This window comes from Ectobacillus funiculus, from assembly GCF_004138295.1.
In the GTDB taxonomy this organism is placed as follows: Bacteria; Bacillota; Bacilli; order Bacillales; family Bacillaceae_G; genus Ectobacillus; species Ectobacillus funiculus.
Map to the genome: position 1 here is coordinate 14,769 of NZ_SCFM01000024.1, position 15,851 is coordinate 30,619.

Sequence of the window (15,851 nt, forward strand, 5' to 3'; positions counted from 1 at the left end):
AACAGTCTTTAGCTTTTAAATCTTATAGGAACAATTGTAATGTTTCTGCGAGAGATAGACTGTTTTTACAATAGAAATCAAAGAGGGCAGAAAGGAAGAGGATGAATGAATCAGTTTCGAAGACTTATCGTAGTAAACATTGTCACTTTGCTTGTATTAGTTGGAGGGGGATTCCTTGGCTACTATTACTACAATCAAGCACAAAGCTATTTAACAACAGATAATGCCAAAATTGATGGAAAGGCAATTGCAATCGCAGCCCCAGTATCAGGAAAGCTTGTGGAATGGACCGCTTCAACGGGGAAGGCATACAGTGCGGGCGATAAGGTAGGTTCCGTTTTAACAAGCAGTGGTACAACTGCTCAGCAGGTTGATGTGACAGTGCCAGTAGGATCGACACTCGTTCAAGCAAGTGCAAGCGAAAATGCGTTTGTTAGTGCAGGTTCTCCATTGGCTTATGCCTATGACATGAACAGCCTATATGTAACAGCAAATATTAAAGAAACAGACATTGATGACGTGAAAAACGGTCAGGATGTAGATGTGTACGTAGATGCATTTCCAAACACAACACTGACGGGAACAGTTGATCAAGTTGGTTTGACAACAGCAAATACCTTCTCCCTAATTCCATCTGGAAGTACAACAGCAAACTATACGAAGGTAACACAGGTCGTTCCAGTAAGAATTGCTTTAGATCATACAAAATCTGTGAATATCGTGCCTGGGATGAACGTGTCAGTCCGTATTCATAAGTAAGGGGGAGGTTGTATGTCCTCGACAGTAATTGCTGCATATGCTGTTGTTTGTGCCATTATATTTGCTGTTGTTAATATGGTGTTTCGTCGTAAACGGGACATAAAGCCAGTCGGTGATGAGAGTGAACAGATAGCAGGGAATCAACCTGTTGAAGAAACAGTAGATCAACGGGCAGAAGATAGTGATTCCTCTTCCATGCAGGTACTGCAAAGCGCAGCTACAGTAGCGGGGGAAGTAGAAGAAAAAGTAGAAGTGGAAGTGGAGAAAGTCCCTCTGCCGAAGCGGGAAGGGGAGGCACGAGAAGGAGTACAGATGGAAGCCGGTAAATCTCCCGCAAATACAGGTGTGATGCTGGTCATTTTGGTCGTTGGTATGTTCATTTCTATTTTAAACCAGACCGTTATTAACATTGTGCTGCCAGAGCTCATCAATGAGTTCAGCATATCCGCTACTACTGCTCAATGGTTGTCCACTGGATTTATGCTTGTGAACGGAATTTTAGTTCCCATTAGCGTCTATTTAGTGAAGACATTTACGTATCGAAGGCTCTTTTTAGCTGCGATACTATTTTTCACAGTTGGTTCCGTTGTTAGTGCTGTGGCAACCAATTTCCCGATCATGATGACAGGCCGTACCATTCAAGCAGTCGGTGCTGGTATTCTCATGCCAGTTGGATCGAATATTTTCTTGATGCTCTTTCCTCCTGAAAAACGCGGTGTGGCTATGGGCTTACTCGGTGTCGCGCTCATTCTGGCACCGGCTATCGGGCCTACGATTGCCGGCTGGCTTGTGCAAAACTATACGTGGAATATCATGTTTTACGGGATGTTTGTTCTTGGTTTGATTATCTTTTTTGTAGCACTGCGCTTCTTTAACCTCGTACAGCCGCTGTCAAAACCGAAGTTTGACACGGTTGGCGCGGGGGCTTCCACTCTTGGTTTGGGTACTCTCTTGTACGGCTTTAGTGAGGCCGGTGCCAAAGGCTGGGGCAGTGCCGAGGTTGTAAGTATGCTGCTGCTCGGTGTAATCGGGATTATCTTCTTTATCCTGTGGGAATTGAGGGCAGAAACGAAGCTGATCGATCTGACAGTTTTCAAAGTTCCGGTATTTTCCTTTACCCTGTTGATTAATATCATCATTACGGTAAGCATGTACGGCGGCATGTTGCTGCTTCCGGTGTATTTACAAAACATCCGTGGATTTACAGCGCTGGAATCAGGCTTATTGCTGCTTCCCGGCTCCTTGCTGATGGGATTCATGGGACCAGTTGCAGGAAAGCTGTTTGACCGATATGGAATTCGTCCGTTAGCGATTTTTGGACTGCTAATTATGACATACAGTACCTATGAATATACACAGCTTTCCATGGACACATCCTACACGTATATTATGTGGATGTATACGTTACGTTCCTTTGGAATGGCTTTCCTGATGATGCCCATCATGACTGCCGGGATGAACGCTCTGAAGATGAGTCAAATTTCGGACGGAACAGCGGCGCAAAATACATTGCGTTCGGTAGCAGGATCCGTTGGAACAGCCCTTCTGGTTACTGTGATGACACAGCAAACCACATTTCATGCAGCAGATTACGCCAATGAAGTAACCGCAGCGAACCCGGTGCTGTATACAAGCTTTACACAGACAGGGCAAGGTTTGGCCGCACTGGCGCATGTTCCAGCGCAGACAGCAGGGGCTCTGGAAACATCTATGCTGTATGGGCAGGTAATGAAGCTTTCTACTGTGGCTGGGGTGAATGATGCCTTCTGGGTGGCAACGATCGCCTCTGCACTTGCCCTTGTTTTGTCACTTTTCTTGCAATCCTCTAAAAGGCAGGTTGTGAAAAAATAGAAAAATGGGAAGCATACAAGAATTCTAGGAAAAGCTACTCTACCTGGATTAAGTACTGCATCTCTCTACTGATTGCCATGTTCTTTCTACAGGAACATGGCTTTTGGTTACATGTGAAGGAAGTAGTGGGTGGTTCAAAGGGTTTTCTTGATATTGTTTAGCGGAGAAGAAAACTTTGATCTGCTTGTTGCAATCATTGCTAAACGAATAGAAACCGTGATTGAAATAATAGTAAGAATGGCAATCATGGAGACAACTCCACTCCATCCAAAGTTACTATAGAGTGTGCCACTTACAGTTCCGCCAACACTTGAACCGGCATAGTAGAAAAATAGGTATAGTGAGGCAGCTTGTGCTTTATCGTGAGTAGCCACTTTTCCAACCCAGCTGCTTGCAATGGAATGGCCTGCAAAAAAGCCATAGGTAAAAATCGCAATCCCCAAAATTTTCAACCATATATTTGTGTCTAATGTAATGCATCCCCCGATCAATAAGATAAACAGCGAAAACTGCAAGATTTTTCTTTTCCCATGCTTATCAGCTAGCATTTCCATCCACGTAGAACTAAATGTACCAACCATATATACGATAAAAATAAATCCCACTAATGTTTGACTTAAGTTATAGGGTGGTTCAATAAGTTGAAATCCAATATAGTTGTATAAAGATACAAAGCTACTACTTAGCAAAAAACCAATGATAAGTAGATAAATAAGCCCAGGCTCCTTGAATTGGCTAAACAACGAGCTTACTAGTTGTTTCATCTCAAATTTTTGTGATTCAAAATGGGAGGATGGAGGAAGTAATAACCAAAAAATAAAGCTTGAAAGCAAACTAATCAGTCCAATCCCTATTAGTGCTGCATGCCAATTCATATAATCAGTTAAAACTCCGCTAATGATACGTCCGGACATACCGCCAATCGAATTCCCGCTAATGTATAATCCCATTGCCATTCCTAAGCTCTGGGGCTCAATCTCCTCACCTAAATAAGCCATTGCAACAGCTGGAAGTCCAGCCAGTGCGATTCCCTCTAATATTCTGCCTGCTAGTAGTAAATGAAAATTTGGCGTAAATGACGTTAAAATGGAAAGAATCGACGATAAAGCCAAAGATAGAGTCATGACCGGTTTACGTCCAAATACCTCTGATAAAGAACCGGAAATTAACATACTAATCGCTAGAGCAATGGTGGTGGATGACACGGTTAAGCTTGAAACAGCCGGCGAAACTTGAAATTCCCTCGAAATCTCAGGAAGCAAAGGCTGCGTTCCCCATAGGATGGCAAAAGTACTAAACCCGCCTGCAAATAAAGCTAAATTGACTTTCTTAAATGTACTTGTTCTACGCTGAATATAATTCATTGCTCATACTCCTTATTTACTAATGAAATTCCGCCAAAAAAGATTTTGGTTAATTGCGCAAAAAATTTTCGTTAACTTAGTAACGCATTTGATATGTCCCACCCCAATTTGTGTTACTCAATGAAAATGAAAATGGTAAAAAATAGGTATTTGAGTCCAGTATCATTCTTCCAAAGCATCGCCCTGATAAAAGATTTGATAATAAATAAAACTCAACATGTTCTAATATCAGTTTAGCAAGGTATCATATATACTAAAAATATATATTTCGTATAACATTTATATTATAAAAGTATAAATCGATCAGGGGTGTTTGATTTTGGATATAAAACAACTCGCATATTTTTTGGCAATTGCTGAAGAGGGCAATATTACAAAAGCAGCAGAAAGACTCCATATAGCTCAGCCGCCGTTGAGTCAGCAGCTTAAACTGTTGGAGGAAGAGCTCGGAGTAGTGCTAATGGAAAGGAGTACACGTAAAATACAGATTACTGATGCAGGACGGCTTCTCCAGAATCGGGCGAAACAGATTATAGAGCTTATGGAAAAAACAACAAAGGAATTCAAAGATTTGAAAGAGGGACTTCAAGGGACACTTTCCATAGGCACAATCTCTTCAGCGGGAGCAGCATTACTGCCAGCTGAAATACAGATCTTTCATGAAAAATATCCTGGCGTTGATTTCCGGATAAGGGAGAATACTACATTTGAAATTGTTGAGCTACTTAAGGGTGGGGTCGTAGAAATTGGGATTATCCGTACACCATTCAATCAAGATACATTCTCATCCATTAATTTATCAGATGAACCGATGGTAGCTGGCGCATTGGACTTATTCTGGAATGATGATACGGGATACTTAGACTTGACAGCGCTTGAAGGCAAGCCATTGCTTATGCATAATAGATATGCGAATAACATTGAAGAAGCTTGCAGAAAGGCTGGTTTTGAACCGAGGGTTATATGCAGGGCAGATAATACGAGATCCATGCTAAAATGGGCAAGTATCGGAATGGGAATAGTAATCATACCGAGAGACATGATCTCATTAGAACAAGATGTGAAGCTTCATTTCAGAGAGATAAAGGAAGAGTCGCTTATAACAAGAACAGTAATCATTTGGATGAAGAACGGACATCTATCAACCCCAGCTAGGCATTTTTTGGAGCTTTTTCATACTTAATAAGCTTTGGTCCTCATTGTCAGTTGTGCAGCAATAAATAGCCTTTTTCTGCTTTCGAGAATTATGTGAACAAGCAGTATCCTCCAGCTAATTTGGAGGGCATTTTTATAGGCTTATGTAAAAAATTGCAAGAGAAAGACCTGTCTTTCCTATAAAAGACGGGTCTTTCTCTTATAAAATTGCAATGGCAGAATAAACAAGTAACAAACACATTATCGTATTTACTAACTTATCGTATTTTAAAAATATCTTCTTAAAAGTCGCACCGAATATAGACCACAATAATAATGCTGCACAACCTATTAGGATTGTTGCAGACATCAAAGAGAGCGCAGCTACATTTGAATTATGATAAGGAAGTATGAAAGTTGACATTGCCGTTAAGAAATACAAGATACTTTTTATATTGAGAACTTGGAAAAGCAGTCCTGATAAAAAGGAAGACTGGCCGTGAGCAGCATCATTATTACTTTTCGTAGAGAAAGCTATTTGCCATGCCAGATACAGTAAATATGCTGCGCCAACTATTTTAAAGTAAGGTTCTATCATGGGAATCCAGTGATAAAGGCTTGTTGTTAACAATGAGGTTACTACACCAAGGATATTCGGGTATTGAATTAGGACCATGGGGATATTTTCCTAAGGAATATACTAGATTAAAAGACGAACTACAACAAAGAAATTTGGAGCTTGTTGCTACCACCTTAATGGATGATCTTACTTCTGATAGTACCACTAATGCAATGATTTCATTGCTTGATCAACTGGCATCCGTACAAGTTCAATTCGAAAGTGCGAAGTATATTGTATTAATTGATGCTTGCTACACAGATTTAGTAACCGGCAAATTAATAAGACCACAAGATTTAAATGATGCTGAATGGGAAAGTTTCGTTAAAAATATTATCAGGATAAGGGACTATGCAAAAGTAAACTATGATTTAGAAGTTGTTTTTCATCCTCATGCTCAAACTCATGTTGAAACAGAGACTCAAATGGAGCGCCTTCTAGAAGATACCGATATTAATCTTTGTTTTGATATAGGCCATCATGCTTATGTGGGTGGTAACCCAGTTGCATTTATGCGAAAACATTACAAGCGTATCTCGTATCTGCATCTTAAAAACTGTGATATGAAGGTTCGGGAAAAGATGCTTCAGGAAAACTGGTCATTTGCAAAAGCCGTTAGTGAAGATATTATGGTGGAGCCTGAATTAGGAGTTATTGACATGATCCAATTTTCAGAAGTACTAAAGGAAGTGGATTTTAAAGGTTGGGTCATTGTGGAACAAGATATGTATCCAGCACCGATTGATAAACCTTTTCCGATATTAAAAAGAACGCGAAGATACTTAGAGAAAATTGGTTTAGGTTAGAATAGGGGGAGTTTCAAGGGTCGTAAGTTCATATGGTGACTTACGACCCTTTTTCTAAGAAGAGGCCGTCTCAGAAATGACTCCTGAAGAATGGATGTAACATACATAACAGTAAATATAAAAATATTACAATGAATATTTTTTAAACTAAGCATCAGCTTTTTTGAGTAAGTATATAATTTGTAATTTTTTCTAAATACCGTTATCCTATGTAACGTAGCTATTACTTAAAGTTAGCTGATGAAAATTAATAAGAAACAATCAGGAGGAGATCATAATGGCACATACGACGATCCATAAGCTTTTTGAACCTGTAACCATAGGTGCGTGGAAGTTGCGTACAAGAACAGCCATGGCACCAATGACACGCTGCTTTGCTGATGTTCAAACAGGAGTTGTTGGTGAAGATGTCGTGGAATATTACCGTCGACGTGCAGCGGATGGAATTGGTCTAATTATTACTGAAGGTATTGTCATTAGTCCTCGCGCAAAAGGTAACCCTGGTGTTCCGGGGCTGTATACTCAAAATCAAATTAATGCCTGGAAGAAGGTAACTGAAGCGGTGCACCGAGAAGGTGGAACGATCATCGCACAAATTTGGCATGTTGGAAGAGCAAGTCATCATGAGATTGCTGACAATCTACCACCACAGGCACCATCAGCTATACGAGCGGAAGGAAAAGTATCACGATTTGGAAAACCTTTTGATATACCTGAAGAAATGAGTATCGACGATATTAAAGAAGTCATCGGCCAATATGCACAAGCTGCAAGAAATGCAATTGAAGCAGGTTTTGACGGAGTTGAAGTGCATGGTGCCCACGGATATTTAATTGATCAATTCAATTCAGATGTTTCCAATCACCGTACAGATAGATACGGAGGAGATCTTGCAGGCAGACTAACATTTATGAAAGAAGTCTTAAAGGAAGTTATTGATGCAGTGGGAGCTAATCGTACACTCATTCGATTTTCAGCATTAAAAATCGACCGACCGGATTACATGTGGGAAGATCCGGAGGAAGCGATTCAAACTTTTATTGAAGCCTTCAAAGAGGTTGGTATAACAATGATTCATCCGTCAACCATGGAATTTACCAAAACAATTGCCGATGGAAAAACAATGCATCAGCTCGTCCGTAAATATTGGGATGGAGTTATTGTCGGAGTCGGAGATTTAGATGCTGAAACAGCCGAACAAGCAATAACAGAAGGAACGATTGATATTGCCGCTTTTGGACGTCCATTAATTTCCAATCCAAACTTTCTTCATCGAGTGGAAAAAGAAGAAGAAATTATTCTGTATGATGCGAAAACTCATCTGCAGGAATTAATTTAGTCCTGTTGGTTTCTTAAAAGCGGTTGTTTCATAAATCGTATAACAGGTGCCATTCCTAAATAAGAAGTGCGTCTTATGATAAGACAACGCTTGTTTTTTATTTAAGAATAGAGCGCTTTTCTGAAGTAATGAAAAAAGCCTAATTTCTCAGCATTAAATTGAGAAATTGGGCCTTTTAATATATTTTTTCCACAAACGTGCTCGATTATAGAAGAACCCTTGAGCTTTTATTAGTTGGTTCAGCTATTTTACAACCCCCAGAGCAAACCCATCATATCCTTTTACACCTACAGTTTGAATGGCTGTTGAATCAATGCGTGACTCCTCTGATAACAAGTTAATAAATTGACGAATCCCTTGCACATTTGATTCTTCAGGGTCATCTTCAATTACTTTTCCATTACGTACTACGTTATCTGTAATGATAACTGTTCCAGGTTTTGATAGTTCTAGCGCCCATTTCAAATATTCTGGGTTGTTTGGTTTATCTGCATCAATAAAAATGAGATCGAAGCTTAAGAGTCTCTTTTTTAGGATTGGAAGAGTTCCAAGCGCTGGACCTACCATGATTTCAATTTGATTCTCTAATCCTGCGTTTTTTATATTCTCATTTGCCACTTTTGCATGTTTTTCACTAAATTCAAGTGTTACGAGATGTCCATCCTCTGGTAATGCACGTGCGAGCCAAACACTGCTATAGCCGCCAAGAGTACCAATTTCAAGGATATTCTTTGCTCCTTTAAGCTTGGCAAGCAAGTAAAGTAACTTTCCCTGATTAGGTGACACATCAATAGCTGGTAACCCTGCTTCTGCATTTGCTTTCAGAATTGAATTCATAATTGGATCTGACTTTTGAAGTTTACTGCTAAAATAAATATCTACATCATTCCATAAAGAAATATTCATAGCGTTCCCCCCCTTTTTGGTAATAGCATCTATCTCCAATTGTAATTATTCTATTATTCCAGTTATTAGTTCAGTACTCTTTATCTTTTCAAAAAAGGACGTGTTCTTAAAGAGCAGCGTCCTTTAATGGAAGATCGTTCAACATTATTAAGAGCCTCCTAGCTACCTACGTAAGATATTGCAGAAAAGTACTCAGATACTTTAAACGAAATTATCCTCTCACACCGTCTTTTGGATTCCATGAACCATGTAAACTTCCTTATATTCCTGATAATATATCAATTCAGAATTTCAAATTATTAAACGATTGATCTAGCAATTCTAAAGCTGATATCATCGATATAAAAATCAGGCATACTCTTTCGACGACAAGTAGCTCCACATCCACGTTCTTCTTCTGCCCAACTTCCTCCGCGAATTATTCTGTAGTTACCAAATGTCGCTTCATCGTATAAGTCCCAGCACCATTCCCAAACATTTCCGATCATGCCATAAAAGCCCCAATCATTAGGCTTTTTCTCACCAACTTCGTGTACTCGTTCGTTAGAATTATCTTTATACCAAGCGATTTCATCAATTTCACCATACCGATATCCTGTTGATTTTGCCTTACATGCGTATTGCCATTCAGCATCTGTCGGTAAACGAAAACCATTAGTAGTATAATTGCAAATAACTAATTTACTTTCATTATCAAAATCATAAAACTTGTCATAACCGAGCGCATCAGATAGTAAATTACAAAAATTCACTGCATCTATCCATGAAACATTAACAACTGGTTTTCGAGCCTCAGTTGTTGTTAAAAATTTCTTCTCTATAATAATGGCATAAAGTTCTTCTGTCACCGTATATTTGGCAAGATAAAATGGCTTAATCTCAACATTCCAACTAACTGCCTTTAAATTTTTTCTCATACCCGGCATTCCAAATTTATAGTTTGAACTCATCCATTTTTGCTCGTTTCGAAAATCCCGTAGGCGGATTTCTCCTTCAGGAATATACACCATTAAATCTTTTAAGTAGTCATTTAAGTTAGCTAACATTGTCCTCTCCTAGTCTTGAATTAATGATATTAGACACGACCTTTATATTAAGGTAGCTTTTAAGGAGTATTGTTTAAGTATTTCTTCACAATCTCATACCAATATTAATATAAATATCCAGTTGTGTTTGGAGGTCTATTCAGGAATATGGCTCGTTTGTTGGATAACGAATAAGACATGATCTTCTCTCCTTAAACTCTCCGTTCAAGGATTATTACCGACATATGTGTTCAGAAAGTCATTATTTTCTGAACACATGAATTTCATTCTTAGTTTCGTATGTGACTTTAAGAGATAAATTGCATTCAAATGGATGTTAAGTGACAATAAAGTTGGCTAAAAAATAATACATTCCTTTAAAAATGCCAATCATATCATTCCATTAAAGGAGGCAGGTTGTGGAAGATTAACTTGAAGATGATGAAAATATTTTATTTGAATGTAAAGTATTACACTTAAACTAATGGATCAGATTAGTGAAAGGGAGATAAAAAGAGAAGGGTGCAGTTTGTACACCCTCTAGTTCTCCCACGATATTAATAGAACAAGGAACTCAGTTTGTTAGTCCTACGACCATTTACCAGTTAATACTTCTCCTCGGTCAGTTGCTGGAGTTGGTGTTCTTGACAAACGTGAAATTTCACTATACATTTCAGGTGTCAATTTAAAATCGGCAGCTGCTAACGAATCTTCCAACTGGTTTAAATTACGTGCACCAATGATAGGGGCAGTAACAGCGGGATTAGCCATTACCCAAGCAACTGCTAAAGTTGCAGGTTTTACATCATGTTTTTGTGCATATTTGGTGAACTGTTCAGCCGTAACAAAATCTTCATCGGCACCGTAACGGTCACCATAGCGGGCCTCATCTACAATCCTGCCATGTTCAGGACGTTTGTTGACTCCATATTTACCTGTAAGAAGTCCAGCTCCTAGAGGACTGTAAGTAATTACCCCAATTTGTTCGGAAGCAGCCATCGGCAAAATTTTCACCTCGGCTTGACGTTTAACTAGATTATACATCGGTTGGATTAATTCAAAGCGGGCAAGTTGTTCTTTTGCAGAAATGCCTAATGCTTTAGTTATTTGCCATGCCGCCCAGTTACTCACAGCAGGGTAGAGAATCTTTCCTTGCCGTTGCAAGTCGTCAAGTGCACGAAGGGTTTCTTCCATTGGCGTATTATGATCAAAGTCATGAACAAAATAAAAATCAATATAATCCGTTTTTAAACGACATTCTTATACTTTGCCACTTTTTTATTAATGCTAAATGAAATCGCAGCAATAATGGCAGCAATTGCGACTGATGTAGCCCCGATCCAGCTGATTGCAAGAATTGATGTACTTTTTACTGCAATACCTCCAATTCCAGCAGCTGCAGCTATGCCCAACTGTATGAAGGAGCCATATAGGCTAAGCATGATTCCTGAAGCTTCTGGAGCAAGCCAGATCAGGTTATATTGGAGACCTGGGCCAGACGACCATGCCGAGAAAGACCATAGCATAAGCAGCGGAATGACGACAAAGGTTGAATTAGCGATAGTAGATAGCAACACTAAAGCTATAACGTGGACAACCAAACCGCCGACAAGGGTTCTGGGGTTACCAATCCGATCCGTCATGAATCCACCAAACTTGGAACCTATTAAGGTAGCGATACCGAAGGCAAACAAAGCGCCGCTCACTTCTCGTCCGCTCATTGCTGTTACGCTTAACAGGAAGGGGGCAATATAGGAATACATTACTCCATATCCTAACTGCCAAAAGAACGTTACACCAAGCCCCATTAAAATTTTTGGGTTCTTTAAAAAAGAGAGTTGCTTGCTTAGAGGAACTACCTCCTTGTTATTTGTGGCAGGAATCGTCCGCATGATAACAAAGATTGCTAGTAGACTAAGAACACCGATGCCCACGAAGATTATCTTCCAATCGTAAGCGGTAGCTATAACACGGCCAAGTGGTACACCGATGATGATGGCAGCACTAAACCCAAGTATAACTGTGCCGATAGCCCCTGCCTGTTTTTCTGGGGGAGCTAATTTGGCTGCTGCAGTTTTGGCAGCAATGGCAAAAACGCCACTTCCTAAAGCAAGTACAATGCGTGAGACGATTAGAAAACCGAAGCCAGGAAGAGTGATTGTCATAAGGCTACCGAGCACCATTAAAACAAGCGAAAGCATTAATAACTTTCGCTGATTCATTTTTGTCGTCGCCATCACGACAAGTGGCGATCCGAACGCATTGGCAAGAGCAAATACGGTGATTAATTGCCCTGCCACCGATACCGAAACATTATTGGAGGCAGCAACTTTATCCAAAATACCTGCAATAACGTACTCCGATGTACTCACCATGAAGGTAATCAAGGCCAGCATGTATATTTTCCAGGTGTTTTTCATATTTATTTCTTTTCACCCCTCTATAAATTTCCAGAAACAACTCCTTTATTATGAGGAAAAGCCCTCATGTAGCATTACATCAGGGCTACTGTTGGGCGAAAAATCACTTCATTTAAAGCTATTTCTATTAGATAACTTGTTTATCTTGAATATTTGGCATAGTTAATACCACCTTTCCTAATTTTCAGGAATAGCTTCGTTTACGCAATTTAATGCGTTTAGTGTTCTTGGAAAGCCCATATAGGGAAGACAATGAGTGATCACGGTAATCAATGTTTCCTTGTCATTGCCCACATTTAAGTTTCCTTGTACATGTGCCTTTACTTGGCCTTCAGCACCGCCCAACGCACTTATGATGCAGAGTGTCAACAACTCCCGTGTTTTTAAATCAAGTCCACCACGGGTATAGAAGTCTCCAAAACAAAAAGAGGAAAGGTAATCCTGTATGTGTTTTAGGTTTGCTGGAGCACTTTCGCGCATTTTTGCAATGACATCACCAAATATCTCTACCTGCACTGCAAGTCCCTTATCAAAACGATTTTCTTCTTCAACCTGTTTTTGGCTTTCAACCGGTAAAGCAATATTCTTGGATTTGAAAACCTCATTTATCTCTGCGATGGCATTCAGCGTTTTGGGGAATCCAATGTACGGAGCACACTGGTAAACTGCCTCTTTAATTTCTACAGGTGTCAGTCCAACATTCAGGGCAGCACTAACATGTGCCTTGAGCTGGGGCAACGTCTGGTTTGTGGCAAGCACTACCAAAGTGATAAGCTCACGTTGTTTGTCATCCAGATTACCTTGATAAAAAACTTCCCCAAAAATGAAGCGGCTCAGTATGTCCTGAAAATCAGGGTCGGTAGCGTATGCGGCTGATACTCCATCGCCAAATAGCTGTTTGTATTTTTCCTTGCTCTTTTCAACGCGATCCATAAATAAGCCCCCTGTTTGAATTCAATTTACTCTTCTATTATGGTGAAGGCAGTTAAATTGATGTCCGTAGAAAATTTACATATTGATGCGATATCGCGCATCTGTGTATAATTTAAAACAGAAATAGAATGTCTACAATGACCAAATAACCACGATTTGTGCCTTAAGGCACAAATTAATGAAATTTGTGTCATTATTTTTTAGAAAGCTTGGTGATGTTCACAATGGCTACAGTGGATAGAAGAGTACTCAAATCGCAAGAAGCGATAAAAAATGCTCTTATTGAGCTAATGCTTGAAAAAAACTTTGATCAAATTACACTACAGGATATTTCCGACAGAGCAAATGTTGGCCGAAGAACTATTTATCATCACTACATGGATAAATATGACCTGCTGGATAAGCTGATGGAAGAACATATAAACAAGCTTAGGGAAACAAGTGAATGGGCATGTGAAAAGGAATGGGTAGATGCAACCCAGATTTTTTTCGAATACTTTGAGAGTAATTATTTATTCTTTTCAACCATGTTAGCGAGTAAAGGAGCTCCTTCTTTTCGTAGTAAGTTCCTTGAGTTTCTTATCGAAGCGTTCAAGGATGAGACGGACATAACAAAAGGAAAAAATTACGGTCTAAATGAAGATGTTATTGTTAAATTCGCCGCAAATGCTTACGTAGGGGTATTGGAATCGTGGTTAAAGGATGGAATGCCTTCTCCGACTCATGTTATGGCAAAAGAATTGGGCATTTTGTTAGAGAGGATTGTATAGATTTCTCCTATGAAAAATCTCTTTTATTTTATTGAGGAAGGAGGTTCATTCAATAAGATGTAATAAAAGACAAGGATATTATCAGGTTAATGATTAAGAAACCTTTGTATTGGACAATTCGTTTCAATTTGTGTAAGTTAACTTTGTAAGCCACGAACATGAGTGGTAAAACGATCTTTTATCACATTTTTCATGCTAATGTAACGAACCCTTTCTACGTAAGAAATTTCCTAAAAATGTTCGTAGTAGGGGTGAAGTAACCGATCATTACTAGGGGGAATTATTATGACAAATTCACAAAATATTCATACGCTCGAGCAACAATTGTTCTTGGATGTTATTAAGGAACGTCGTTCTGTTCGTACATATGATCCAGCCGTGCATATTTCACGTGAAGAAATGACCGAAATATTAAAGCTAGCAACATTGGCTCCTTCATCTTCAAACCTGCAACCATGGCGTTTTCTAGTCATCGATAAGCCGGAGTTAAAGCAAAAGCTTCTACCAATTGCATATAATCAACAACAGGTAGTTGAGGCTTCTGCTGTTATTGCTGTGCTTGGCGACGTGGAAAGCTACAAGAAGGCTGAAAAAATTTATGGGCAGGCAGTTGAAGCAGGCTTTATGCCCGCGGATACCGCTAAATCATTCATCGATCGTACGGTCGGAATGTACTCTAGCTTGCCAGCTGAAAAGGCTCGCCAAATCGTATATACGGATGGAGGTCTGATCTCGATGCAGCTCATGCTTGTTGCCCGATCCAAAGGTTACGACACCGTTCCAATGGGAGGGTACGATCAAGCAAAGTTCATTGAAGCTTTCGGAATCTCTGAACAGTATGTGCCGGTTATGCTTATTGCTATCGGAAAAGCAACGAAACCAGGACATCCGACTACACGTCTTCCTATTGAGGATGTAGTGTTCTTTAACGAAATGTCTTAAGACATCATGCAAAAGAAACGACATTTATACCTGAATTACTCCAACGCTTGAAAGTCTTTAGCAGGCTTTGATATTGAAGTAAATGGTGCTATTAGTTCAACAAGAAAAAGTAGTTAAGATCTTCAACAATTGGGTGCAGGAATTGAACAAAGATGGACTGTTTGAGCAGTCCATTTTTCTTGCACTGTAAGAAAGTATAAATTCCCAGCTGCAAGTTCATTCGACGTAGTGGAGAATTTTAGGAATACAGTATAAGTGCAACTACGCCTCTGTCTTCAACCAAGGGCAGGGATCGCCAGTCGGCTAGTGTTCTTTAGCTCTTAATCGGTTAAATAGCAGTTTAGTTCAATGGAGGGGTATATATGGAAAACTTAAAATCAGAATTACATATCGTGGGAATATGCGGCAGTTTACGTAAAGAGTCGTTTAACCGAGGTCTATTACGAGCATTTGAACAGCAGCTGCCAGATAAAATTAAATTTACAGAAGCTGATATTTCAGAACTCCCGTTTTTTAGTGAAGAGAGAGAACAGAACTTGCCAGAAACAGTATTAAAGCTTAAAGAATTAGTGGAGTCTGCTGATGCTTTAATAGTTAGTACACCCGAATACAATTTGTCCTATACAGCTGTACTGAAAAATGCTCTAGAATGGTTATCACGTAGTTCTTTACAAAGACCATTAACAGGCAAACCAGTTGCTGTTATAGGTGCTGCTTCCGTTCAGGTTGGAGTGTCTCTAAGTCATTTACGGGATGTTATGTATGCTTTAAATATGAAGCTGATCAATAGACCTATTATCCAGGTGGGAAATGCCCGTGAAAAGTTTGATGAGAAGGGAAATCTCATTGATAGTGGTGTAAAAGAGCTTTTAGGAAATTTAAAAGATGAATTAATAAACGCTTTAAAATAATACGCTGCAATCATTTTAGAATAAATCAATAGCTACACGAGCAATTGCCTCATTTAATTGAAAGTGGGCTGC

The 15,851-nt window shown here is 39.5% G+C and carries 14 protein-coding genes and 1 pseudogene; 8 read left to right on the forward strand and 7 right to left on the reverse strand.

Translation table 11 applies throughout. The annotated features are described in order from the left end of the window. The first annotated feature begins 105 nt into the window (after positions 1-105). Positions 106-759 (forward strand): HlyD family secretion protein, encoded by a 654-nt coding sequence (locus EP737_RS15715; RefSeq protein WP_129728921.1) that lies wholly within the window; start codon positions 106-108, stop codon positions 757-759. 12 nt (positions 760-771) lie between these two features. Then, a complete protein-coding gene (locus tag EP737_RS15720) occupies positions 772-2,610 on the forward strand; it encodes a DHA2 family efflux MFS transporter permease subunit (protein ID WP_129728922.1) in 1,839 nt (612 codons plus the stop codon). Positions 2,611-2,744: 134 nt separating this feature from the next. Here the strand turns inward: EP737_RS15720 and EP737_RS15725 are convergent, their stop codons facing one another. After that, complete coding sequence (locus EP737_RS15725) at positions 2,745-3,974, reverse strand: MFS transporter (RefSeq protein ID WP_129728923.1); 1,230 nt, start codon at positions 3,972-3,974, stop codon at positions 2,745-2,747. Between the two features lie 319 nt (positions 3,975-4,293). Between EP737_RS15725 and EP737_RS15730 the strand changes: the two genes are divergently transcribed. Continuing rightward, positions 4,294-5,157 carry a LysR family transcriptional regulator gene (locus tag EP737_RS15730; RefSeq protein WP_129728924.1) on the forward strand — a complete coding sequence of 288 codons (864 nt, stop codon included), beginning with the start codon at positions 4,294-4,296 and terminating at the stop codon, positions 5,155-5,157. Positions 5,158-5,328: 171 nt separating this feature from the next. On the opposite strand, the gene EP737_RS15735 is transcribed toward EP737_RS15730, so the two are convergent. Beyond that, positions 5,329-5,706 (reverse strand): LysE family transporter, encoded by a 378-nt coding sequence (locus tag EP737_RS15735; RefSeq protein ID WP_246040278.1) that lies wholly within the window; start codon positions 5,704-5,706, stop codon positions 5,329-5,331. 32 nt (positions 5,707-5,738) lie between these two features. Between EP737_RS15735 and EP737_RS15740 the strand changes: the two genes are divergently transcribed. Both EP737_RS15740 and EP737_RS15745 read left to right on the forward strand, forming a co-directional pair. Next, positions 5,739-6,533, forward strand: coding sequence for a sugar phosphate isomerase/epimerase family protein (locus EP737_RS15740; protein ID WP_129728926.1), 795 nt, complete (start codon positions 5,739-5,741; stop codon positions 6,531-6,533). Positions 6,534-6,831: 298 nt separating this feature from the next. Beyond that, positions 6,832-7,872, forward strand: a pseudogene (locus EP737_RS15745) (alkene reductase); the annotation flags it as partial. A gap of 243 nt (positions 7,873-8,115) precedes the next feature. On the opposite strand, the gene EP737_RS15750 reads toward EP737_RS15745, so the two are convergent. The 5 genes from EP737_RS15750 to EP737_RS15770 form a co-directional block, all read right to left on the reverse strand. Further along, positions 8,116-8,778 (reverse strand): O-methyltransferase, encoded by a 663-nt coding sequence (locus tag EP737_RS15750; protein ID WP_129728928.1) that lies wholly within the window; start codon positions 8,776-8,778, stop codon positions 8,116-8,118. Positions 8,779-9,077: 299 nt separating this feature from the next. Then, positions 9,078-9,824, reverse strand: coding sequence for a formylglycine-generating enzyme family protein (locus EP737_RS15755; RefSeq protein WP_129728929.1), 747 nt, complete (start codon positions 9,822-9,824; stop codon positions 9,078-9,080). 567 nt (positions 9,825-10,391) lie between these two features. After that, positions 10,392-10,997 carry an aldo/keto reductase gene (locus EP737_RS15760; protein ID WP_246040279.1) on the reverse strand — a complete coding sequence of 202 codons (606 nt, stop codon included), beginning with the start codon at positions 10,995-10,997 and terminating at the stop codon, positions 10,392-10,394. Positions 10,998-11,050: 53 nt separating this feature from the next. After that, positions 11,051-12,223: an MFS transporter gene (locus tag EP737_RS15765; RefSeq protein WP_129728930.1), complete on the reverse strand. Its 1,173-nt coding sequence runs from the start codon at positions 12,221-12,223 to the stop codon at positions 11,051-11,053. 177 nt (positions 12,224-12,400) lie between these two features. Beyond that, entirely contained in the window at positions 12,401-13,156 is a 756-nt protein-coding gene (locus tag EP737_RS15770) for a carboxymuconolactone decarboxylase family protein (protein WP_129728931.1), read from the reverse strand. Positions 13,157-13,380: 224 nt separating this feature from the next. On the opposite strand from EP737_RS15770, the gene EP737_RS15775 reads away from it, so the two are divergent. From EP737_RS15775 to EP737_RS15785, 3 genes are all read left to right on the forward strand, one after another. After that, on the forward strand, positions 13,381-13,926 hold the full coding sequence (locus tag EP737_RS15775; protein ID WP_129728932.1) for a TetR/AcrR family transcriptional regulator: 546 nt from the start codon (positions 13,381-13,383) through the stop codon (positions 13,924-13,926). Between the two features lie 285 nt (positions 13,927-14,211). Next, positions 14,212-14,868 carry a nitroreductase family protein gene (locus tag EP737_RS15780; protein WP_129728933.1) on the forward strand — a complete coding sequence of 219 codons (657 nt, stop codon included), beginning with the start codon at positions 14,212-14,214 and terminating at the stop codon, positions 14,866-14,868. A 362-nt stretch (positions 14,869-15,230) separates the two neighbouring features. Continuing rightward, complete coding sequence (locus tag EP737_RS15785; protein WP_129728934.1) at positions 15,231-15,779, forward strand: NADPH-dependent FMN reductase; 549 nt, start codon at positions 15,231-15,233, stop codon at positions 15,777-15,779. Positions 15,780-15,851 lie beyond the last annotated feature (72 nt).

What these genes read in the sequence shown, in the direction of transcription:
- EP737_RS15775 (WP_129728932.1), top strand. Translation starts at nt 13,381, where the DNA reads ATGGCTACAGTGGATAGAAGAGTACTCAAATCGCAAGAAGCGATAAAA.
- EP737_RS15770 (WP_129728931.1), bottom strand. Translation starts at nt 13,156, where the DNA reads ATGGATCGCGTTGAAAAGAGCAAGGAAAAATACAAACAGCTATTTGGC.
- EP737_RS15715 (WP_129728921.1), top strand. Translation starts at nt 106, where the DNA reads ATGAATCAGTTTCGAAGACTTATCGTAGTAAACATTGTCACTTTGCTT.
- EP737_RS15735 (WP_246040278.1), bottom strand. Translation starts at nt 5,706, where the DNA reads ATGATAGAACCTTACTTTAAAATAGTTGGCGCAGCATATTTACTGTAT.
- EP737_RS15755 (WP_129728929.1), bottom strand. Translation starts at nt 9,824, where the DNA reads ATGTTAGCTAACTTAAATGACTACTTAAAAGATTTAATGGTGTATATT.
- EP737_RS15750 (WP_129728928.1), bottom strand. Translation starts at nt 8,778, where the DNA reads ATGAATATTTCTTTATGGAATGATGTAGATATTTATTTTAGCAGTAAA.
- EP737_RS15765 (WP_129728930.1), bottom strand. Translation starts at nt 12,223, where the DNA reads ATGAAAAACACCTGGAAAATATACATGCTGGCCTTGATTACCTTCATG.
- EP737_RS15720 (WP_129728922.1), top strand. Translation starts at nt 772, where the DNA reads ATGTCCTCGACAGTAATTGCTGCATATGCTGTTGTTTGTGCCATTATA.
- EP737_RS15760 (WP_246040279.1), bottom strand. Translation starts at nt 10,997, where the DNA reads ATGGAAGAAACCCTTCGTGCACTTGACGACTTGCAACGGCAAGGAAAG.
- EP737_RS15725 (WP_129728923.1), bottom strand. Translation starts at nt 3,974, where the DNA reads ATGAATTATATTCAGCGTAGAACAAGTACATTTAAGAAAGTCAATTTA.
- EP737_RS15780 (WP_129728933.1), top strand. Translation starts at nt 14,212, where the DNA reads ATGACAAATTCACAAAATATTCATACGCTCGAGCAACAATTGTTCTTG.
- EP737_RS15740 (WP_129728926.1), top strand. Translation starts at nt 5,739, where the DNA reads ATGAGGTTACTACACCAAGGATATTCGGGTATTGAATTAGGACCATGG.
- EP737_RS15785 (WP_129728934.1), top strand. Translation starts at nt 15,231, where the DNA reads ATGGAAAACTTAAAATCAGAATTACATATCGTGGGAATATGCGGCAGT.